Raw genomic sequence first — 20,473 nt, forward strand, 5'->3', positions numbered from 1 at the left:
CCCCACTAGCCGGCAAATTGATTGAAAAAGAACCCAGAAAATTTCCCACCCTATTTTTCACGACAAAAAAAGCCGGAGAGGTTCAACCCTCTCCGGCTTTCAAAATCATCTCGCTATTATTGTTTTCTTGTGCGTACAGCAACTGTCGTGATCAATGCTGCAAGCAATAGTCCAGCCAATACGTATAGGTAAGGAGCTGTTGAGTTCGCGCTCATGCCGCCCATTCCTGTTGAAGGCATTTCAGATGGCATTTCCGCTTCACCGAACTGTTCTGGGAATTGGTCAGTGATCGCTGCAGACAATCCAGCTGCTGGCATTGTCATGTGTGCGTATGCTTCACGGATCGAAGCGTAAGCTGTTTCGTAATCTCCAGCAACGTAGCTATCGAATGCTGTCAGCAATTGTTCAACGTGCGCTGTCAAACCTTCTTCAAGTGCATCAGCCGGGATACGGCCTTCAGTTGCTGATTCCAAGAATGCTGCTTGGTCCACGATGTATTGATCCAATTCAGCACGTGCTTGTTCTTGTCCTTCTTCATTGCCTTCACCAGTGGCTGTCACATAGTCGACAAAGTAGCCGATGTGAGATTTCCACGTTTCTTCAAATTGTGCGCCGGCTTCTTCGCCGTAAACTGAACCGACTGCTGCAGAAAGGTCATCTGCGTTGGCCAAAAGTGCGCCAGCTGCCTGGTCGAAGCTCTCCGCTCCATCAGCGCCGTCTTGCATAGCCATTGCCGCAAGCCCAGCATGCTCTGTGAACGTTGTGTTCAAGCTTGCACGTAGATCAACTGCCGGCGTATCCGGGTTTGTGTTATCGAATTTCTCAGGGAACTGGTCCGTGATTGCAATCGACAAAGTTTCAGCGAACATGCTCATGTGGTGGATGGATTCGCGCTCCCACTCATAAGCTGTTTCGAAGTCACCTTCTACATATGCATCAAATGCACCGATCAATTGATCGACGTGGACATCAAGTCCTTCTACGACTGCTTCTTCAGACAAACGTCCTTCAGTAGCAGTATCAAAGAATTTTGCTTGCTCAACTTTGTATTCTTCCAATTCAGCCAGTGCTTGTTCTTTGCCTTCTTCATTGCCTTCTGCCGTTGCTGTTACATAATCAACGAAATAGCCAATGTGTGATTGCCAGATAGCATCGAATTGTTCTGCGCCTTCATCACCATAGACTGAAGCGACTGCCGCTTTCAAGTCTTCAGCGTTTGCCAATAATGCGCCGGACGCCTGGTCGAAATCTTCTGCTCCGTCCACACCTTTACGCATTGCTTCAACTGCGAGGAAAGCATGCTCAGTTAATACCGTATCAAGCGCGATGCGAAGTTCTGCCGCTTTCGTTGCTGTCGGCGCCTCCATCTGCTGAGTCGATTCACCGTGTCCTCCTCCGTGGCTGTCTGCAAGTGCTGCTGTCGGTACAAGTAGGGATAAGCTTAGTGGCAGTGCCACCAACAATTTATTCATTTTCATCATCCATCACTCCTCAGTTGTTTTTTAGTGTTCTACTTGCTCAACGGAAGGGAGATCAGTTTAGATCACTTTTTTTAAAAAAACTTTTTAAATTGCCAGAATCCATTAATTTCACAGAAGTCATTAATGCTATGCTAGATGAAAATGAACGGACAGGGGCGACGCGCATGCAGATTTATTGCGAACAGGTATTTCATCAATTGGAACTGATCGTCACATCGACCAGCGAATTGATCTCTTCTATAGAAGAAAGCGTTTGGGAAATGCGGCCGACTGACGGAAAATTTTCGATCGGCGAACTCATCGGCCATATCGCGCTCATCTGTGAAGCAGACCTGCGCATTGCAAACGGGGCCTCCGAAACCGAGATGAGCGCATTTTACAGTTCCAATACGCCAAAGTCGAAAGAACAAGCCATTACCGAATTGGCACACAGCTTCGAACAGCTCAAAAACAGTTACCTTCCATTAGATGAAAGCCAACTCCAAGAAATCCATACCGCCTATTGGGGTGTCAGTTACAGCCGCTTCGAATGGCTGCTCGAAACGCTCGTCCACCTCACTCACCACCGCGGCCAACTGCATTCGATGATCGTCCACAGCCTCGGCAAAGATCCAAAAATAGCATTGTTCGAATAAAAACCCGAAACCCGCATCGCTTCGCTTATAAATTTCCGGTTTCGGGTATGGACAAAGACCCATTCGAAATTCCAGAGAAAGCCAGGTGTTAGTAAATGTCTACATTGAACCAGCCCGACCTGTCGCGCATCAAAGAAGTAAATCCCGATACACTCGGTGAGGACTATCCCGTGCGCCGCGTAGTTGTGGAGACGACGCTATACTCGGCTTATTTTGTTCCTACGAGAGGAACTGACGGCCCGCCTTACGACATCCTCGTCATTGAACATCCCCCTGCCACAGCTGTTTCTGCGTTCATCTGGTGCCGCCGCATCCAAGGAACCGGTACGAAAATGGAAGTGGTCAAAGAAATCACCAATGCCATCGATTATATGCGCAACCGCGGCGATAATTGATTAGCCATCTTTTACTATTTCATAGACGCTTTATTTTTATTTATTGCCATAAATTTCTTTTAAATATAAGCTTTATGGGTATTTTTTCTGTACTTTCGTACTGCTTAGCTGGGGTATAATAGCCCCATAATCTGATCGCGAAAGGACTGTTCCCCTATGCCTCTCGAATTTGCGCGCTTGGTGTTTATAGCATTTTCCGTCTTGACAGCCATCGCCGCTTCCTATATCGCCCTTCTGCTGATCGGCCGCATCGCCGACCGCAGCCGCACCCATCCGTTGTGGTGGGTCGCAGGGGGCTCACTCGTCTTCAGCATAGGCGTTTTTTCGATGCACTTTATCGGCATCGTGGCTTATCAATCCACTTCTCCTGTGCAGTACGACCCGGTCTTATTAGGAATTTCTCTAATTGGTGTGGTCGGTGCCGTCTATCCAGCCTTTTATGTATTATGCACTTCTCAGCCGACCAAGATTCAATTATCTTTCAGCGGTATGTCTATAGGGGCCGGTGTATTGTTCATGCATTATATCGGAAATGCAGCTGCACAAGTTCCGGGCGACCTTGAATTCCATCTATGGCCGTTTATCTTGTCCATTCTATTGGCATTCGGCCTTTCCATCGCCGCCACTTGGACATTCGCGCGCAATCGTGCACGTTATGTTACGGCCGGCAGAAAAATGGCCAGCGCCCTCATTCTCGGCGTCATGATCTCCACCGTCCATTACTGCGGATTGCTGGCGATTCGCTACTCGACTTTCCCAACGAATGCAGCTTCCTTCACGAGCCTCAGTATCGCTTTTGTAGTGCCATCACTGATTTTGCTGCTGCTGGCGATTGCTGGTTATTTGGCTTACCTCGACCGTAAACAATTGATCAACGAACAGCGCTATTTAAGTAAAATCCGTGAAAGTGAACGACGATTCCGCAGGCTTGCGGAAATGTCTCCTGAGGCGATTGCCATTCATAGCGGCGGCAAGCTACTGTATGTGAACGAAGCTTGCCTGAAAATGTTTGATGAGCCCGACGCAGATAAATTGATTGGAACCGCCGTGCTCGACTATGTCCATCCCGAATATCATGAAATAGCGAAATTGCGCATCGCTTCCATGAATCAGGGGCTCAGCACTCCGCCTGCCGAACAATTATGGGTAACTCCAAAGGGCGTGCGGCATGAAGTTGAAGTGACTGGCATGGGAATCGAGTTTGAAGGTGCTGCAGCCGTCCAGCTATTGATTCGGGATATTACGGAACAAAAGAAAGTGACACGCGAACTTGAATACAATCGCCAACGCTATGAATCGCTCTTCCATAACAATCCGGATGGGATATTCTCCATGGATATCGAAGGCAAATTCATTGATATGAATGACTCCTTTGAACGTTTGCTTGGCTATAGCAGCGACGAGCTCATTTCAGTTCCATTGCGTGAACTGATTGAAGAAGCACAACTTGATGCAACTAGAGTGAAATTCTGGCTTGCGCTTGAAGGCATTACTCAACATTATGAAATAATCGGCATTCAAAAATCCGGACGCCGCATTTCCTTGCGTGTGACTCATATGCCAATCCTGACTGATGGAGTGGTTACAGGGGTTTATGGAATCGTCAAAGATATCTCAGCGGAAAAAAGAGCCTTGGCGCTGTTAGCGGAAAGTGAAGAGAAATACCGTTCATTGTTCGATTACAACCTTGATGCCGTTTTTGAAATGGACATCAACGGACGTTTTGTCAACGCCAATGGGATGACCGAAGAGTTAAGCGATTATACCCGCGAGGAATTGATTGGCATCGATTTCACGCCGCTCATCGCGGAGAACCTCGAGCGCGTGCAAAGCTATTTCGCACTGGCGCTTTCTGGCGAGGCGGTCAATTTCGAACAGCGCATCATACGCAAAGATGCCGATATCATCGAAGTCGATATCAACGCGGTGCCGAAACGCAGAAACGGTGAAATCGATGGCGTCTTCGCAATCGTTCGGGACATTACCGAGAAAAAATCGACCGAACAGAAAATCAACAGCTTGGCGTTCACGGATCAGCTCACTGGGCTTCCAAATCGCCACTGGTTCTACCAAAACATTCGCGAAGTGCTGTCGAGAACAGAAGAACAACAGCAAAAAATCGCTGTCTTGCTAGTCGATTTCGACGATTTCAAAAGCGTCAATGACTTGCTAGGGCATTTCGGCGGCGACCAATTCCTGAAAATTGTCGCCAACCGCATCCATTCCTGCCTAGGGCCGAATGACGCGATTTCACGGTTCGGAGGCGATGAGTTCATCATCGTCTCGGAAAACACGACCGAACCACAAGCCCATGCGCTGGCCGAGACAATTCTGCAAATGATGCGTGAGCCAGTGCAATTGCTTGGGCAGGAATTTTCCGTAACCTTGAGCATCGGCATCGCCGTGCAGACCGGCTGCGAAAGCGACGGCGAAGAACTGATCAAAGAAGCCGATTTTGCGATGTATTCCGCCAAGCAAAACGGCAAAAACAACGTACAATTCTTTACCCATGAACTTGACAGCCAGATGATGCGCAAAAGTCAAATGGAGCAGGCGCTGAAAAAAGCGCTCGACGAACAACAATTCTCACTTCATTACCAGCCGCAAGTAAATTTAGCGAACAGTAAAGTGATCGGCTACGAGGCTCTTTTACGCTGGCAATCGCCATTCGGCAATGTACCGCCGTCGGAATTCATCCCGATCGCTGAAGAAACCGGACTTATCGTGCCGATCGGCGAATGGACCCTCCGCCAAGCCTGCCGCGACAGCAAAGAATTTTGTGCACTCGGGCACGCTGCGGAAAAAATCTCGGTCAATGTCTCAGCTCGACAATTCAAGGATCCGGACTTCAGTGAAAAAGTGCGCGCCATTTTCGAACAGGAACAGGTCGACCCGGGCCGCTTTGAAATCGAAATCACCGAAAGCGTCATGCTCGATATCGAACAGTCCGCACGCATCATCTGCGAGCTAAAAGAACTCGGGCTGCGCATTGCCATCGACGATTTCGGCGCTGGTTATTCTTCGCTCAACGTCGTAAAAAATATCGAAATCGACACCTTGAAAATCGACAAGTCCTTAATTGATGAAGTGCTCATCAACCGGCGCAATTTGTTTATCCTTGCCGCCATCATCGAAGTCGGAAAAAATCTCGATGCCCGCATCGTCATCGAAGGCATCGAACTCGAAGAACAGGCAGAACTCTTGCAGCCCTTCGGCATACTTGGGCAAGGCTATCTGTTCAGCCGGCCGCTGCCGCCAGAAAAGCTCGATGCGTTTCTCAACGAGTCGGAGTATGTGGGGGCAAGCACCCCGGCGAAGCTCTTGGAATAACCAAAAGGCGCGCAGCTTATACGGCTGCGCGCCTTTTTATGTGTCCTGTTAATCGTTGCGCGTGTATTTGCGCACTGCCGGCAAGATTTCCGTCGACAATAACTCCAAATTGCGCTCAAGGCGCTCCATCGGCACGCCGCCAAAATCCATTTGTGCGATATAGCGCTGATGGCCGTAAAGTTCGTGCTGGTAAAGAATCTTCTCAATGATTTGCTGGGGGCTCCCGATATTCATGACGCTTTCTTTCGTCGCGCCGTGTTGGAACGCTTCTTGTGGATAACCGCGGCCGTTGGTTTTGACCATCCCTTTATCCACATGTGGATAATATTCCGCGAGCGCTTGCTGCGTCGTCTCGGCGGCGTTGAAGAATCCAGCCGTCGCAACCGGCAATTGAGAAGCGTCGTGCCCAGCTTCCGTCGCGGCATTTCGGTAAGCATCGATGGTCATTTTGAACGTTTCCGCAGGTCCGCCGAGCGTTGCGAGCATCATCGGCACACCGGCATGTCCCGCTTTGACGGCGCTTGACGGATGTCCTCCGACAGCGCGCCAAATCGGCAGCCGCCCATGTTCCGGCCGCGGTAAAATCTGGGCATCTTTTAGCGATGCGCGGAAGCGGCCATTCCAGTTGACGGTTTCCTGCTCATTGATTTCAAGCAGCAGCTTAAATTTTTCTTCATACAATTCTTCGTAATAGCGGATGTCGTAGCCAAGCAAATCGAACAGCCCGACACGCGATGCACGTCCCGCAATGATTTCCGCGCGCCCTTCCGAGATCAAATCGATCGTCGCAAAATCCTCGAAGACACGCACTGGGTCCGAGGTGGAAATAATCGTTGAAGAACTTGAGATTTTGATTTTTTTAGTTGCCTGTGCAATCGCCGATAGGACAACCGAATGCGCTTGCGTAGCGAAATATTCCTGATGGCTTTCACCAACACTGAAAAAGTCGACGCCTGCCTGTTCGGCAAGCTGCGCGAAGCGGATGATTTCGCGGACCCGCTCCCCTTCCGATTGCCGTTTTCCTGTATGTGGGTCTGGCAGATGATCGCCGAGTGTATAGATGCCGAACTCGAGGCCGTTGTTCGGATTGATGCGGTATTGTTCCATGTTCTCCGTCCTTTCGCCTTGCGTTTTCCCAATCCTTTTCAGTATAACGGTACGCACGACGGTGTGGAAATCATTCATTCGGCTGAAAAGAGGGAGGAAAATAGGGTTCTTCTAGTGAAGTGTATATTAGTGAAAAACTTAAACTCGTTCTGGGCGGACGCTTTCCGCGGGCATGGCTGGAGCCTCCTCGGTCGCTACGAAAACCGTGTGCTTTCACATCTGCACAGCAGATGCGACGCAAATAAATGTGCTCAGCTTTGCTTCGTCCATTTATTTCCTGCGGGGTCTCCAGACTCATGTCGCTCCTTCGCTGTGCTCCGTCACTGCTCCCTTAGGAGTCGCCGCCCTCCACTCTTTAATCTCTAATATTCTATTCGTTGTAAAACAAACTCAAAGTTATAGCATTAGGAGGCCAACAGATGAAAAAATGGACAGCCGCCGCATTGGTGTTTGCAGGAATCCTGCTCGCTGCCGGATGTTCCGGCACTGACAACGAAGACACGGCAGAAAGCGAAACGGATTCGAAAATCGATGGATTTTGGCAAGGCGCGATTGAAATTCCAGGACAGCCGATCCCGTTTTCAATTGAATTCGCTGGAGACGAAGGCAGTTTGAGCATTCCGCTGCAAGGCATTGAAAATTATCCCTTGTCGACAGTTAAGTTTAATGAGCCGGAAGTGGCTTTTGACGCCACCATACAAGGCGAACGGTTAGTGTTCGAAGGTAAATTGAACGCAGAAAAAATCACCGGCCAGATGACGCAGCAAAACCAAAACTTCCCGTTTGAACTCGAGCGCGGCGAAAAAGAACAAGCCGCCGATCCCGAGAAAATCATCGAAACGGCAGTCGAGGGCGGCATGATGCAAGCGCTCGAAGAAATTCCGGAAACGGACGGGCCCCACCCCGCAGCGATATTGATCGCCGGTTCCGGACCGACCGATAAAGACGGCAACTCACTGACGCTCACCGGCAAAAACAATAGCTTGAAGATGCTCGCTGAAGAATTGAAAGCCAAGGGCATCGCCGTGATCCGCTACGACAAACGGGGTGTCGGCGACAATGCGGCACTCGCAAAAAATGAGTCCGAACTGCGCTTTGACGATTATGTAGAAGATGCCGCGGCTTGGGTTCGCTTAGCCAAAGAAGATGAGCGCTTTACGAATGTCGCGGTCATCGGCCATAGCGAAGGCGCGCTCGTCGGCCTTGTTGCCGCCAATCAAGAAGGCGTCGATTCCTATGTATCGCTGACCGGCGTCGGGAGAACAGCGGATGAACTGTTAAGAGAGCAGCTCAGCACTTTGCCGGCCGCACAACGGGAGGAAGCGGATGCGATTCTCGAACAACTCGCACAAGGCGAAACGGTGGACGACGTAGGCCCGGAACTGCAGCAAATCTTCCGGCCATCCGTTCAGCCGTACCTGCAGTCGTGGATGGCGTATGACCCGATCGAACAAGTCGAAAAACTCGATGCACAGGCAATGTTTGTTGGCGGCACACGCGATTTGCAAGTGCCGGCACGGGATGCGGAACTGCTGCACGAAGCGAAATCCGGTTCCGAACTATTGATTGTCGACGGCATGAACCACGTATTGAAATCCGTACCGGATGACCAAGATGCGAATATGGCGGCTTACTCCGACCCCGAATTGCCGCTTGTAGATGGTTTGGTCGATCGAATTGCGGAGTTTTTGAAAAACTGATCCTACGCAACGGACCTTGCCTTAAAAATAACCAATAAAAAATCCGGCTGAACTTTTCGGTTCAGCCGGATTTTTTATTGGTCCATCAAGCGCTTTTTATAAAGGACAAACGAAATAATGGTCAGTACCACTGTCCATACCGAGATAATGATAAACGGTCTCGCGAGTTCCCCAGCAGCCGCTCCAACTTCCATCGCCACCAGTAACTCGCTCAATTGGCTGCTCGGCAAATAGCGTAGCACTTCCAAAAACGGATACTGTTCTTCAAACGCCAACGCAAATGGCCCGGCCGTAAAGATGATCAATACCGGAAAAACCGATAGCGAGGCTTCCAGCAACGTCTTTGAGTACAAGCCACAAATCGTCCCGATAGCTGTATAAAGCAGGATGGAAATCCCAAGCGCTGCCGCGAGCAGCATCACATTGGAGGTCTCGTAGCCGAATAAATAGGTGGTGAACGCCAATACAGCCGCTGAAATCAGGAAGACGAGCGCACTTTTGCCAATCAGCACATCGAGCATTGAAGCCGGGGTCATCATGAGCGAACGCAGCGTATTGCGCTCTTTCTCCTCCGCGATCAAACACGCCTGCACGAAACTGGTGAGCATCGCCAGCGAAAAATTCAGGATGAACGCGTAAATCGCCGCCTGCTCGCCCGCTTCTGTCCGGTACAGGAGCGCAAAGGCGATGGGGAACACGATCATGATCGACACCGCATAGTTTCTCGAGAATTCTTTGTAGTCTTTGATAAAAATGGCTTGGATGCGTTTTAGTGATACGTTCATACCAATTCACTCCCTGTCAGTTTGATGAAAATATCGCCCAGGCTCAGCTCATTCGTATACATGCGGTCGATTTGCCCGCGGCTCATCCATCCGGCGATGGCCGCTGCTGAATCTTCGTCCATCGACAGGCGCTCTTTTTCTCCCGATGTCAATTCCACAGTGAGTGTGCCGTCGCGATGCGTTCTTTTCAATTCATCAGGGGCCCCGATTGCACGAATCTCTCCCTTGTGTAAAATCGCTACGCGTTCGCACAGCGTTTCCGCTTCCGTCATATCATGGGTCGTCAAAAAGATCGTCGTCCCCCGTTCATTCAAATAGCGCAAGCCTTTATGGATATGCGCCGTGTTGACCGGGTCGAGCGCGGACGTCGGCTCATCCAAAAACAGCAATTCCGGCTCGTGGATAATTGCGCACGCCAACGTGACGCGCTGGCGCATCCCTTTCGACAGCACACTGACCCGCTTTTTGCGGTCGGCATTCAAATTGACGAAATGGAGCACTTGGTCAATGGACGATTTGGGTAAACCATATAAACGCCGAAACACATCCAGATTCTCTTCAATAGATAACCGTTCATACAAGCCGCTATTGTCAGTTAAAATGCCGAAGCGCCGTTTCTGAGCTGTTTTTTGCATCATTCTGGACGGCATCTCCATGACAGCAGCATGCCCGTCCGTCGCTTCTAATTGGGCAGTCAAAATCTTGAGCAAGGTCGTTTTTCCGGAACCGCTCGGCCCAAGAAAGCCGAAAATCTCTCCCTTCGGAATTTCGAAAGATACATCTTTTAAAGCCATATTGCCGCCAAATGCTTTTTGGATATTCTGTACGGAAATTGCATTCATGTGTGCCACTCCTTTTCGTTGATAACACCAGCATAGTAAGAAAAAGGAGCAGACGCTTTGTGATTCCGCTAATATGTACCATTTCCCGGCCGAACTGTACCGTAAAATCCGTGATTCGGTGATTATTTCCCGGGAAATTAAATGTTCAGCAGCTCTTTTAATTCGGCTAATTTCGTCCTCGACAGCGGCACGACGGAATCTTTTCCGGTCGTCAAACGCAGACTATAGCTGTTTTTCGTCCACGTGATCAATTCCCGCACTTTTTGTAGATTGACGATATACGAGCGGTGGCAGCGGAAAAATCCGTAATGCTGGAGTTTGTCTTCCAATTCCGCCAAGGTGAGTGCGCACGTATAGGTCTCCCCTGCCACATGCACCACGGCCGAGCTATTGATGCTTTCGATATAATCGATTTCCGGTGGGTTGAACAGAATGGTTTTATCGTTCTTTTTCGTCGGGATTTTTTGGATCTTGAACTCCGCTTCGCCGGTTTCGTGAGCATTTTCCGCTTCATCTTCAGCATCCGTTATATCCAATAGATGCAACCCCGCTTCATCCAAACGGTAAATAGCATCGCAGCTGATCAGCGCATCTTCCAAATTGGCAGTGAGAATCAGGATCTGTTTTTCTTCCGACAATTCTTCCAACAGCCGCTTAAATGCCAATTGATCGGGTTCCTCGAGCTGAAAATACGGCTCCTCCAGGACGATAATCGGCTGCTGTGCGTAATAAACGCGCAGCAAGGACAAATAGATTTTCTTCGAGGCCGGCAAATCGGCAATTCTCACTTTCTGGTATTCGCCTAATTGAAACAGCTGAAGCATTGAGCGGACCGGTGTGTCGTGGCCGCTGAGCGACTTCATAAAGCGCAGCAATTCCTCGACGGTCAAACGGGTGTATTCGCCTTGTTCCGCAAATGACAAATAGGCATCTCCCCGCTCAGCAAATTGGGCCAGGAGGATTTTCTTGCGCTGGACATTGGTCTGGATGCCCAGTACTTTGCCTTTCTCCATGTTCAATTCCAGCGACGGGATGATTTTCTGTCCGTTTAGGCTCATTTCTCGAATGTTCATAGTCTCCTCCTACCTCACGAAAAGATTCTTACAATTATTGTAACCTTTCTTTTGCCGCTAGAGACAGTTTCATTTTCAGAAATTGTGTTTTTTATACCATACAAAAGACGGCACCCCATTGGATGCCGCCTCATTGGTTAGTTATCGAGTTCACGCACTAAGGTGTGGGCGTATCGGTCATGCGGCATTTGCGCCCCCATGTCCTGCCCGCGTTGGTTGAACCACTGCAGCGTCATCACCGAATCGCGGTGTGCCACGCGCTTCAGGATCTGTTCGCCCGTCAGTTCGCCGCCTTCTGCATTTTCGATTTTGATGCCGGCTGCTTTGTGGCCGACTGTCTGCCCACACGTCTTCAGCTGCGCATATTCAAGCCCCCAGAATACTGCAGTTGGGGTCACGAGCGCATGGACCCACTCTTGTTTGAACTTTTTCCGCAGTAGCGGCTCCACTGCCGCGGTTACTGCTGCAGAAACCATCACGTCGATGGCAAGTGCCTTGCCGCGTTTTTTCAATAGCTTATCCATTCCCATTCCTCCCTGATTTTCCGTCTCTTTCCATTATACTGAATGGACTCCGTAAAGACAGCCGGAGCTGGATGCGTTATGATAAGGAAAAACCAAGGAAAACGGGGTGACACGCATGGCATTTCTAGTGATTTGGCTGATGATGATTGCATACGCTGTCTTTTTCGCGCCTTCGGGTTCCGGCGGCATCGAGTTCGGCCCGCTTCTCATGGGCGATTGGGAAGGGGTCGACCCGCTCATACTCGCTATCTTCAACTCGCTCGGCATCTTCCCGCTCGTCTTTTTGACGCTTCTTGTGCCGAATGACCGCTTCCGCTGGCCGGCGTGGCCGTTTGCGCTCGTGTCGTTCGGCGTCGGGGCGTTCTCGCTATTGCCGTATTTCGCATTCGGCGACAAGCCGCCAGAGAAAAAGCGCCGCGGGCCGAATTGGCTGCACCGAATCCTGCGCTCGAAAGCATGGCTGATCTTTGTCGCCGCCATCAGCATCATCAATTTCCTCACCGTCTTCCGCGGCTTTTCGCCACAAGCTTACGCGGAAGCGTTCCAGACTTCGAGTTTGGTATCCGTCATGACCATCGACTGGTTCGTGCTGTGGGGATTGTCGGTCTACGCCACCTACCGATTCTTGCCAGACGCGAACTTCAAGCAATTGGCTTTATTGCCGGTAGTCGGGCCGATACTGGTATTATTGTTTAACCGTAATTCAAATAAAACACAATAAAAAACGTTCCTGGCATAATGCCGGGAACGTTTTTTGTTCGTTACTTCACTTGATCATTGCAGGATGCCGTCAGCGTTTTTCTGCTTTTCCGATGCCCATTCATACGAACCTTCATGCAAGGTGAGGGTTTGGTCTTCAATCCAAGCAACTTTCGTGAACAGCTTCTGCAGGAAATAACGGTCGTGGCTGATGGCGATGATCGTGCCGTTGAACTCCTTCAAGGTTTCCTCGAGCACTTCACGCGATTCGATGTCGAGGTGGTTGGTCGGTTCATCCAATATCAGCACATTGCAGTCTTCTTGCATGAGCTGCGCGAGACGCAAACGCATTTTTTCGCCGCCACTCAGATCCTTGACGCGCTTGAAGACGTCGTGGCCATAGAACAGGAATTGTGCGAGCAAATGGCGGGCGTCGCCTTCTGTTATCGACAACTTGTCACGGAACGCTTCGATAACGCGCGCCTCTCCGTCGAACGCCTCAAACTGCTGGGCGAGATAGCCAATTTTGACATTGCTGCCGCGGCGCACTTCCCCGCCGACCGGTTCGACCTCACCCAGTAAAATCTTCAGCAAAGTCGATTTGCCGGTGCCGTTGTCGCCGACGATCGCTAAGCGGTCCTGCCAGTAGACGGACAGCTCGACATCGGCAAACAGCACTTCATCGCCGAAGCCGTGGAACACATCCTGCAGCTCAAATACCCTTTTGCCGCTGCGGTCGTTGGCTTGCAGCTTCAACTTCATCGCCTTTTCCGCTGCCGGGCGCTTCACTTTTTCCATGCGCTCGAGCATCTTCTCCATCATTTTCGCTTTGCGGAACAAATCCGGATTCGGCGGCGAGGCTTCGTTCGCCCATTGGCGCAGGCGGCGTATGGATTCCTTGATCTTCTGGATCTTCTTCTGCTGTTCTTTATACGCCGCAAATTGCTGCTCCATCTTCGCCTGCTTGTTGCGCAAATAGGCATCGTAATCGCCTTTGCTTTCCCATATCTCGCCGTCTTCGATTTCATAGACTTTGTGCACGACGTTATTGAGGAACTGACGGTCATGCGAAATGACGACGACCGTGCCGCTGTAGTATTCCAAGTAATGTTCGAGCCATTCGATCGCCGACAGATCCAAATGGTTCGTCGGTTCATCAAGAAGCAGAACGGAAGGCTTGCGCAAAATGAGCTGCGCGAGCATCACTTTCGTCTTCTCGCCGCCGCTCAGCGAATCAAACCGCTGCCCCGTCAGATGCGCGACGCCAAGGCCGTTCGCCACGGCTGCAATCTTGGATTCGGTTTCATAACCGCCGGCTTCCATAAACTGCTCCTGCAGCTCGCCGTATTGCCGGAGTACCCGTTCGTCCGCACCGTTTGCCAGCTGGGTTTCCAGTTCGCTAAGCCGCCTCTCGATTCCGTGCAATTCGCTGAAGCTTTCGTTCAAGACTTCGTACACGCTATATCCCGGGTAGTTCGGAATTTGGTGCAGATAGCCGATCTGGGTGTTTTTCGTCCGGATGATCGTTCCGTCGTCCGGTTCTTCCAGTCCCGCCAGCAGCTGGAATAAAGTCGTTTTGCCCGAGCCGTTGCGGCCGACGACGGCGATCCGGTCTTTTTCATTGATCTCGAGCGATAGATTGGTGAAGATTTCATTGCCGCCGATAGATTTCGTCAGTTGTTGTGCTGTGATTTGCATCGTTTACGCCTCCAGGACGCAGCTGAAAATCGGTACAAAAAAAGACCGCCCCATACCGGGCAGTCTTCTCTAATAGTGAAAAGAATGTCAGATATCAGCTGCGCGTGATTTTGAAATTGACTAAAAAAGGACAGACTTCTCCCGTCGGCGTCAAATCAAACGTAATGACACGTGTGAAATACAAAGCTTCCTCCATTTTCACACCCATCACCGCAGCACATTTCTCCATCTTTTCACCTCCGTTTCGTTTAATTGTCTCAATATTACCACATCTCTTCATGGAAAGGAATATCCAAATGCGCTATTTCTGTCAATTCGTTGATTATCCCTTGACCTGTGCGTGGCTCAACACAGCTGTAAGTTCCGCCAAGCCATCAATCACCGCGTCTGCTTCTTTCAGTTCCTGTTCCTGCGCAAAATCAAAGCGGCAGCCGACCGCCAACAAATCGTTCGCTTTTGCCGCGCGGATGTCGGACAAGCGGTCTCCGACAACTGCCCCTTCTGTCACGCCGTATTTCACTTTGATCATGCGCACGAGTTCAGCCTTGTCAGACGAAATGGCTTGTTCGATGCTGAACGTCTCCGTCACCCACTCATTCAAGCCGTAATGCTCAACAATCGCCGCCAAATAGCGCACCAGTCCATTGCTGGCAATGAAAATGCGGTAGCCTTCTGCAGCTAGTTCAGCTAACACTCTCCTAGCGTCAGGGTAAACCTCCCCTTTGCCTTCAGTGATATTTGCGATCAATCGTTCAAGGAAATACGCATCCATCTCGCGCTTCGTCTCGTCGGACTTTTCCGACAACAGCGCTTCCCATACTGCCGGCAGCGGCACACCCATGATGTTTCGGTACGCTTCGATTGGCGCCGCGCCTTGCCACTCGCCTCGTTCGCGAAGAACCGCGAATGCTTCTTCCAACGACTGCTCCAAAATCGTGCCGGTCTGGAACAAGGTGCCGTCCATATCAAAAATGATTGCTTTCATTGACTCTCCCCCATCTTCGTTATTCCTTGTATAACGAAATAGATGTCCACTGCGTTGCATACTCCATGTATACTGAAGAAAAAAGGAGGGAAACACTTGATTATCCTTCGTCGGCTCTACCTGCAAGTGACCAGCCTGTCCTGGTTGCTGCTCACCATGAGCACAATTATTTTAATTGCCTTCAGCACATTCATGATGACGGCAATCGAACCGTCAACGTTCGCCAGTTACACGGACGCCTTATGGTTCACCATGACGACGATTTTGACCGTCGGCTACGGCGACCTCTATCCCGTGACGTTCGGCGGACGAATTTTCACTATCGTTTTTTTGTACATCGTCGGCATCGGCTTGTTTGCAACGTTTATCGGAAAAGCGATCGAAAGCCTATCCTTACATAGAAGAATGAAAGAAAGAGGTGAGTTAATGTATAAAGGACGCAACCATATCGTCATCATTGACTGGTCATACAAAGCGGAAAATGCGATCAATGAAATTTTGAAACAAGATACGCAAACTGAGATCGTAGTCATCGACCGGTTGGAAAAGGCAAAAGAGCTCAATTCAAGGGTTCATTACGTCAGGGGAAATGCCACCCACGAAGAAGTATTGAGGCAAGCGAACGTCCAGCAGGCGAAAGCGGTTTTAATTTTTGCGGATGACCGCATCGAGGACCAAATGCTGACAGACGGAAAATCATTACTGATCGCCACGGCCGTCGAACGGATGTCACCCGGCGTCTATACGACTGTCGAAGTCGAGCGCGAAGAACATCTTCCGAACTTTTCTCATGTCAAAGTCGATAAATTCATCATGTCCAACGGCACTATCGCCAAGATGGCCGTCAATTCCATCTTTTCTGAGACGATATAATCGAAAAAACGGAAAGCAGTTCATGACTGCTTTCCGTTTGTGCTCAATCCATATCCTGCATCACGATGAAAAAAAGGGAAGAAGCATGAATAGCTTCTTCCCTTTCTGCATGAGTCTCTGTGGATGTGGAATTATTTAATTCCCATGGAATCCTTATAGCCTTTCAAATAGCCAATCTCGGATGGGCTCGCCATTTCGGGCGCGCTCATCGCACGGTGCCAGTTCGGGTAGATCGGGACCGGACGCGCCGCTTTTTCAATCAGGCTATGCTCGTCTTGCTTCAGCTTGATTTTATAGGACGCGATGTTTTCCTGCAATTGCGCTTCGTTGCGCGCGGCGATGACGATCGGGCCGACGTTCGGGCGGTCGCGCACCCACGCATAGGCGATTTGCGGAACACTTGCGTTATGGTTTGCGGCCACTTCCTCAAGCGCATCGATCACTTGGTACAAGCGCTCTTCGTCTTGTATCCAAGGCTCAGGCCAGCCGCCGCCTTGGCGCGTATCTTTCGGCGCTTCCTTGCCGCGGCCGATCTTGCCGTTCAATAAGCCTTCACCGAGCGGGCTCCAGATCATCGAGCTGACGCCAAGTTCTGCACCGGCCGGAAGCAATTCGTATTCTGCTTCGCGCGCTTCCGGCGTGTAGTAGATCTGCTGCGTTGCAGGCGGAATCTTGCCGTTTTGTTCAGCGAATGTGTGCGTCTTCGCAAGCGCCCATCCACTGTAGTTCGACACACCCCAATGGCGGATCTTGCCGGCTTTGATCAAGTCGTTCATCGTCTCGACCGTCTCTTCGACCGGTGTCTGGCCGTCCCATAAATGGACGAAATACAAATCCAAGTAATCGGTGCCGAGGCGCATCAGCGATTCATCGATTGATTTCAATAGATTCATGCGCGAAGCGCCGCGTGAATTTTGGTGCTCGTCAAACGGAAATCCGGTCTTCGACGTCAGCAATACTTTATCGCGCTTGCCGCGAATTGCCGCGCCGAGTACTTTTTCGGCATTTCCTTGCGAATACAAGTTGGCGGTATCGAACATATTGATGCCCGCATCGAGCGACATGTCGACCATGCGGCTCGCTTCGTTTTCCTGGATATTGCCCGCCGCTTCAAAGCCGTTCGTGCCGCTGAACGGGACGGTGCCGAGAATGTATTTCGGGACGCGCAGCCCCGATTTGCCTAGATTAATATAATCCATTATGAAGGTCCTCCTAGTAACGAACTGTTTTTTCTGTCAGTCATTCTCTACCCGCTTAGCCCCCCTCGACAAACAAAAATTACCGCGGGCTTAGTACGGCGGTTTTTCAGGCTTGCCGCCTGTCAATCCGGCCGCAAAGAACGGGCCCTTGATGGTCATCGTCGAAATGATGCGCGCGATTTCTTCCGGCGGTTCGCCGGTGTCGCCGTTTAGCCATTGCTGGATGACGCCGATATGGGCCGAGGCGATATAGGCAGACAAGTATTGCGGCGGCACGAGTGAATCGCCGGCACCGAATAGGACGTCTTGATTGCGCTCAAACAGTGCTTTACTGAGGAATTCCTTCATTTTGACCTGGAAGCCGGCATCGCCTTTTGGCCCCAATAACGCCTTCATCAAACTTTTATTGTCATGGAGAAATTCAAAGAGCGGCACCGGCACCGCGAAATCCTGGATGTGCTTCATGCCTTCGATGAGCTGCGGGATGTTGCGGATGATCTTGATTTCCATCTCCTCGATCAAGTGCTGCTGGCATTTCTCCATCAAATCGTATTTGTCCTCGTAATGGCTGTAAAACGTGCCGCGGTTGATATTGGCGCGCTCAGTAATGTCCTTGACGCTCATCGCCTCAAAGCCTTTTTCTTCAATCAATGCAATCAAAGCGGACCGAATCGCCCGCTGCGTCCGGATGACGCGTAAATCGGCTGGTTTCCCGTCCATTTCCATTCCTCCCCCGTGTGTTTTCCGACACTTTTCCCCACACTGTCGCTTAAGCAACACATTGCCTGTTTTTGATTATTGTTCCGCCATTGCCAAGGAATTATACTGAAGCCAAGAACTAAAACGACAGCTTGTTTATTATCTTAGCCGCAACTGAACCCAAATAACAGCACAGCGCCATGCAAGACCTAACAGTGCTCGAATAAACAAAGGAGGAAACCCTATGGACATCCAGCTTTCGCATGTCAACAAACGTTTTGGCGACGCGTGCGTCATCAAAGATGTGAGCTTCACCGTTGCAGCGGGGGAAATCTGCTGCTTGCTCGGCCCGTCCGGTTCCGGCAAGACGACCTTGATCCGCTTGATGATCGGCGCATTGCCGGCAGACAGCGGCACGATCCGTTTCGGCGACACCGAAATGCCGAATATGGCGATTCTCAAACGGCTCGGCTTCATGCCGCAAAATGACGCTTTGTATGAGGATTTATCCGCACAAGGCAATCTGGCGTTTTTCGGCGGATTGTACCATCTCCCGAAACGCACACGTGAGGCGCGCATCGCCGAAGTGCTCGACATGGTCGAACTGACCGATCACAAACGCAAACTGGTGAAGAATTTTTCCGGCGGCATGAAGAAACGCTTGTCGCTCGCCATCGCGATTTTGCACGAGCCGGATATCCTGTTCCTTGACGAACCGACCGCCGGCATCGACCCGGTCCTGCGCCGCAAGATCTGGGCGCAGTTCCAAGCACTTAAAGCACAGGGCACGACAATCATCGTCTCGACGCATGTCATGGACGAAGTGATCGAATGCGATAAAGGGGCGCTATTGTACAACGGCAAGCTCATCGAATACGACAGCGTCGACCGTTTGCTCGAAAAAACCGGAAGCGGCCGCATCGAAGAATTGTTCTTCGCCGCTTCAGAAAGCGAGGCGCGCCCATGATCCAGCTAGCGAAACGCGTCATCCGCCAGACCGTCAACGACAAGCGCAGCGTCATGCTCATCCTCGTCGCCCCGCTGTTGATCCTGACCTTGGTCTACTTCCTGCTCGGCGATTCGGATTACGTCGCAACGGTCGCCATCGACCCGGACGCTGTTCCCGCTCCCGTCATCGATGCATTGGAACAGCAGGAACTCGAGCTGGTCGACATCACCGCCGACGAAGCCGATCAAGCACTCGATTATTTGCAGCAGCACGAAGACATCGACGCCGTCCTGCGCTTCCCGGAAAATTCCGGAATGGACATCACGCTGTACGAACCGTCGACAAAAGGCGCCACGGCGATAAGCGAAATCCAAGAAGCGATGGCGACCATCAACCCAACAGCTGAAGCAGAGGTCAGCTATGTTTACGGCACCCAAGACCAGAGTTTATTCGATTCGCTCGGCTACGTCTTTCTCGCCTTGTTCTCGTTCTTTTTCGTGTTCATCATTTCCGCGATGGCACTCGTGCGGGAGCGCAGCCGCGGGACGCTCGAACGCCTGATGATGACGCCGATCCGGCGCGGTGAAGTCATTGCGGGCTACACACTCGGCTATAGTGTCTTTGCCGTCATCCAAGCGATCATTATCGTCTTGTACGCAGTGTTCGTGCTGCAGCTGAGCAACGAAGGGAATATCGGCTGGGTACTGCTGACGATGGTGCTGCTCGCCGTCACCGCCGTATCGTTCGGCGCCACCATATCCATTTTTGCGGGCTCCGAACTGCAGGTCGTCCAACTGATTCCGTTCACCATCATCCCGCAAGTGTTCTTCTCAGGGCTCATCCCGTTGGACTTGATCCCGTACCATCTCGGCCACTTATCCTATATCATGCCGATTTATTACGGAGCCGCCGCCATCAAAGGTATCATGGTCTACGGCGACGGGTTCTCGGACATCTGGAGCTATCTCGCCGGACTCACGATTTATGCGCTCGTGCTGTATGTCATCAACACGCAAGCCTTGAAGAAATTCCGCAAACTATAGAAAAAAGCGGACGAAGCCTATGCCTCGTCCGCTTTTTCGTGTGTTTAAAAACTTATTCGGCCCAAAGAATCTGGTACGAGCCGCTCGGTTCTTGTTCCAAGCGGCAATTATCGGACAGGATCGGCCGGAACGCTTCCACTTGCGCTTCATCCATGGAAATGCCCGACAGCCCGTGTTCGGTCTCTGTGTAATCAAGATCCGCTTCCTGGTCGAATTTGATGCGCAACAGATTCTTCGCGCCGTTGATCGTCAAAAATTTCACTTGGTAGCCGTCGCGGAATACCGCCTCAAGCTCACTTCCAAGCGATGCGAAATTATCGTTTTTCAGAAGGTCGCCGATTTCTACGCCTTCCCGGCGAACCTTTTCGATGCGGATCGCATCCGGCATGGAAATTTTGGTCAATGTCATACTATCCCTCTTTCCGAATTTCTAGTGATGCACCCATTTTAGAAGAA

20 protein-coding genes are annotated in these 20,473 nt (G+C 50.9%); 8 read left to right on the plus strand and 12 right to left on the minus strand.

The genetic code is table 11. The features are described 5' to 3' along the window. Positions 1–116: 116 nt before the first annotated feature. Positions 117–1,478: a hypothetical protein gene (locus AUC31_RS13670; protein ID WP_058382659.1), complete on the minus strand. Its 1,362-nt coding sequence runs from the start codon at positions 1,476–1,478 to the stop codon at positions 117–119. Positions 1,479–1,609: 131 nt separating this feature from the next. Between AUC31_RS13670 and AUC31_RS13675 the strand changes: the two genes are divergently transcribed. The 3 genes from AUC31_RS13675 to AUC31_RS13685 all read left to right on the plus strand — a co-directional run bounded on the left by AUC31_RS13675 (position 1,610) and on the right by AUC31_RS13685 (position 5,841). Then, entirely contained in the window at positions 1,610–2,116 is a 507-nt protein-coding gene (locus tag AUC31_RS13675) for a DinB family protein (RefSeq protein WP_058382658.1), read from the plus strand. 95 nt (positions 2,117–2,211) lie between these two features. Further along, positions 2,212–2,511 carry a hypothetical protein gene (locus AUC31_RS13680; protein ID WP_058382657.1) on the plus strand — a complete coding sequence of 100 codons (300 nt, stop codon included), beginning with the start codon at positions 2,212–2,214 and terminating at the stop codon, positions 2,509–2,511. A 156-nt stretch (positions 2,512–2,667) separates the two neighbouring features. After that, on the plus strand, positions 2,668–5,841 hold the full coding sequence (locus tag AUC31_RS13685) for a bifunctional diguanylate cyclase/phosphodiesterase (protein ID WP_058382656.1): 3,174 nt from the start codon (positions 2,668–2,670) through the stop codon (positions 5,839–5,841). Between the two features lie 48 nt (positions 5,842–5,889). Here AUC31_RS13685 and AUC31_RS13690 read toward each other — a convergent pair whose 3' ends face one another. Beyond that, positions 5,890–6,948, minus strand: coding sequence for an LLM class flavin-dependent oxidoreductase (locus AUC31_RS13690; RefSeq protein WP_058382655.1), 1,059 nt, complete (start codon positions 6,946–6,948; stop codon positions 5,890–5,892). Between the two features lie 419 nt (positions 6,949–7,367). Between AUC31_RS13690 and AUC31_RS13695 the strand changes: the two genes are divergently transcribed. Continuing rightward, positions 7,368–8,648, plus strand: coding sequence for an alpha/beta hydrolase (locus tag AUC31_RS13695; protein WP_083509190.1), 1,281 nt, complete (start codon positions 7,368–7,370; stop codon positions 8,646–8,648). A gap of 74 nt (positions 8,649–8,722) precedes the next feature. On the opposite strand, the gene AUC31_RS13700 is transcribed toward AUC31_RS13695, so the two are convergent. From AUC31_RS13700 to AUC31_RS13715, 4 genes are all read right to left on the minus strand, one after another. Continuing rightward, positions 8,723–9,433 carry an ABC transporter permease gene (locus tag AUC31_RS13700; protein ID WP_058382654.1) on the minus strand — a complete coding sequence of 237 codons (711 nt, stop codon included), beginning with the start codon at positions 9,431–9,433 and terminating at the stop codon, positions 8,723–8,725. After that, positions 9,430–10,275, minus strand: coding sequence for an ABC transporter ATP-binding protein (locus AUC31_RS13705; RefSeq protein WP_058382653.1), 846 nt, complete (start codon positions 10,273–10,275; stop codon positions 9,430–9,432). The genes AUC31_RS13700 and AUC31_RS13705 overlap by 4 nt, the downstream gene beginning before the upstream one ends. 137 nt (positions 10,276–10,412) lie before the next feature. Further along, positions 10,413–11,348, minus strand: a complete 936-nt coding sequence (locus tag AUC31_RS13710) for a response regulator transcription factor (RefSeq protein WP_058382652.1) — start codon at positions 11,346–11,348, stop codon at positions 10,413–10,415. A gap of 137 nt (positions 11,349–11,485) precedes the next feature. After that, a complete protein-coding gene (locus AUC31_RS13715) occupies positions 11,486–11,872 on the minus strand; it encodes an RDD family protein (protein ID WP_058382651.1) in 387 nt (128 codons plus the stop codon). 115 nt (positions 11,873–11,987) lie between these two features. Here AUC31_RS13715 and AUC31_RS13720 point away from each other — a divergent pair, with 115 nt between their 5' ends. Further along, positions 11,988–12,593: a hypothetical protein gene (locus AUC31_RS13720; RefSeq protein WP_058382650.1), complete on the plus strand. Its 606-nt coding sequence runs from the start codon at positions 11,988–11,990 to the stop codon at positions 12,591–12,593. Between the two features lie 53 nt (positions 12,594–12,646). Here the strand turns inward: AUC31_RS13720 and abc-f are convergent, their stop codons facing one another. The 3 genes from abc-f to AUC31_RS13730 all read right to left on the minus strand — a co-directional run bounded on the left by abc-f (position 12,647) and on the right by AUC31_RS13730 (position 15,254). Then, the gene (gene abc-f / locus AUC31_RS13725; RefSeq protein ID WP_058382649.1) at positions 12,647–14,269 is read right to left on the minus strand and encodes a ribosomal protection-like ABC-F family protein; all 1,623 of its coding nucleotides are present in this window, start codon (positions 14,267–14,269) and stop codon (positions 12,647–12,649) included. Between the two features lie 94 nt (positions 14,270–14,363). Continuing rightward, positions 14,364–14,498, minus strand: a complete 135-nt coding sequence (locus tag AUC31_RS17995; protein ID WP_257721097.1) for a hypothetical protein — start codon at positions 14,496–14,498, stop codon at positions 14,364–14,366. A gap of 93 nt (positions 14,499–14,591) precedes the next feature. After that, positions 14,592–15,254, minus strand: a complete 663-nt coding sequence (locus AUC31_RS13730; protein WP_058382648.1) for an HAD family hydrolase — start codon at positions 15,252–15,254, stop codon at positions 14,592–14,594. Positions 15,255–15,350: 96 nt separating this feature from the next. On the opposite strand from AUC31_RS13730, the gene AUC31_RS13735 reads away from it, so the two are divergent. Beyond that, complete coding sequence (locus AUC31_RS13735) at positions 15,351–16,127, plus strand: potassium channel family protein (RefSeq protein ID WP_058382647.1); 777 nt, start codon at positions 15,351–15,353, stop codon at positions 16,125–16,127. Positions 16,128–16,258: 131 nt separating this feature from the next. Here the strand turns inward: AUC31_RS13735 and AUC31_RS13740 are convergent, their stop codons facing one another. Beyond that, positions 16,259–17,326: an aldo/keto reductase gene (locus tag AUC31_RS13740; protein ID WP_058382646.1), complete on the minus strand. Its 1,068-nt coding sequence runs from the start codon at positions 17,324–17,326 to the stop codon at positions 16,259–16,261. Between the two features lie 90 nt (positions 17,327–17,416). Continuing rightward, positions 17,417–18,046, minus strand: coding sequence for a TetR/AcrR family transcriptional regulator (locus tag AUC31_RS13745; protein ID WP_058382645.1), 630 nt, complete (start codon positions 18,044–18,046; stop codon positions 17,417–17,419). A 223-nt stretch (positions 18,047–18,269) separates the two neighbouring features. Between AUC31_RS13745 and AUC31_RS13750 the strand changes: the two genes are divergently transcribed. Then, the gene (locus AUC31_RS13750; protein ID WP_058382644.1) at positions 18,270–18,992 is read left to right on the plus strand and encodes an ABC transporter ATP-binding protein; all 723 of its coding nucleotides are present in this window, start codon (positions 18,270–18,272) and stop codon (positions 18,990–18,992) included. Beyond that, on the plus strand, positions 18,989–20,017 hold the full coding sequence (locus tag AUC31_RS13755; protein ID WP_058382643.1) for an ABC transporter permease: 1,029 nt from the start codon (positions 18,989–18,991) through the stop codon (positions 20,015–20,017). The genes AUC31_RS13750 and AUC31_RS13755 overlap by 4 nt, the downstream gene beginning before the upstream one ends. A gap of 52 nt (positions 20,018–20,069) precedes the next feature. On the opposite strand, the gene AUC31_RS13760 is transcribed toward AUC31_RS13755, so the two are convergent. Then, positions 20,070–20,426, minus strand: a complete 357-nt coding sequence (locus AUC31_RS13760; protein ID WP_058382642.1) for a hypothetical protein — start codon at positions 20,424–20,426, stop codon at positions 20,070–20,072. Positions 20,427–20,473 lie beyond the last annotated feature (47 nt).

Source organism: Planococcus rifietoensis (assembly GCF_001465795.2).
Classification (GTDB): Bacteria; Bacillota; Bacilli; order Bacillales_A; family Planococcaceae; genus Planococcus; species Planococcus rifietoensis.

Coding starts and splice junctions, on each gene's coding strand:
- AUC31_RS13710 (WP_058382652.1), bottom strand. CDS start 11,348: ATGAACATTCGAGAAATGAGCCTAAACGGACAGAAAATCATCCCGTCG.
- AUC31_RS13750 (WP_058382644.1), top strand. CDS start 18,270: ATGGACATCCAGCTTTCGCATGTCAACAAACGTTTTGGCGACGCGTGC.
- AUC31_RS13745 (WP_058382645.1), bottom strand. CDS start 18,046: ATGGACGGGAAACCAGCCGATTTACGCGTCATCCGGACGCAGCGGGCG.
- AUC31_RS13695 (WP_083509190.1), top strand. CDS start 7,368: ATGAAAAAATGGACAGCCGCCGCATTGGTGTTTGCAGGAATCCTGCTC.
- AUC31_RS13685 (WP_058382656.1), top strand. CDS start 2,668: ATGCCTCTCGAATTTGCGCGCTTGGTGTTTATAGCATTTTCCGTCTTG.
- AUC31_RS13675 (WP_058382658.1), top strand. CDS start 1,610: ATGCTAGATGAAAATGAACGGACAGGGGCGACGCGCATGCAGATTTAT.
- AUC31_RS13705 (WP_058382653.1), bottom strand. CDS start 10,275: ATGAATGCAATTTCCGTACAGAATATCCAAAAAGCATTTGGCGGCAAT.
- AUC31_RS13760 (WP_058382642.1), bottom strand. CDS start 20,426: ATGACATTGACCAAAATTTCCATGCCGGATGCGATCCGCATCGAAAAG.
- AUC31_RS13730 (WP_058382648.1), bottom strand. CDS start 15,254: ATGAAAGCAATCATTTTTGATATGGACGGCACCTTGTTCCAGACCGGC.
- AUC31_RS13720 (WP_058382650.1), top strand. CDS start 11,988: ATGGCATTTCTAGTGATTTGGCTGATGATGATTGCATACGCTGTCTTT.
- AUC31_RS17995 (WP_257721097.1), bottom strand. CDS start 14,498: ATGGAGAAATGTGCTGCGGTGATGGGTGTGAAAATGGAGGAAGCTTTG.
- AUC31_RS13715 (WP_058382651.1), bottom strand. CDS start 11,872: ATGGATAAGCTATTGAAAAAACGCGGCAAGGCACTTGCCATCGACGTG.
- AUC31_RS13690 (WP_058382655.1), bottom strand. CDS start 6,948: ATGGAACAATACCGCATCAATCCGAACAACGGCCTCGAGTTCGGCATC.
- AUC31_RS13755 (WP_058382643.1), top strand. CDS start 18,989: ATGATCCAGCTAGCGAAACGCGTCATCCGCCAGACCGTCAACGACAAG.
- AUC31_RS13740 (WP_058382646.1), bottom strand. CDS start 17,326: ATGGATTATATTAATCTAGGCAAATCGGGGCTGCGCGTCCCGAAATAC.
- AUC31_RS13680 (WP_058382657.1), top strand. CDS start 2,212: ATGTCTACATTGAACCAGCCCGACCTGTCGCGCATCAAAGAAGTAAAT.
- AUC31_RS13700 (WP_058382654.1), bottom strand. CDS start 9,433: ATGAACGTATCACTAAAACGCATCCAAGCCATTTTTATCAAAGACTAC.
- AUC31_RS13670 (WP_058382659.1), bottom strand. CDS start 1,478: ATGAAAATGAATAAATTGTTGGTGGCACTGCCACTAAGCTTATCCCTA.
- abc-f (WP_058382649.1), bottom strand. CDS start 14,269: ATGCAAATCACAGCACAACAACTGACGAAATCTATCGGCGGCAATGAA.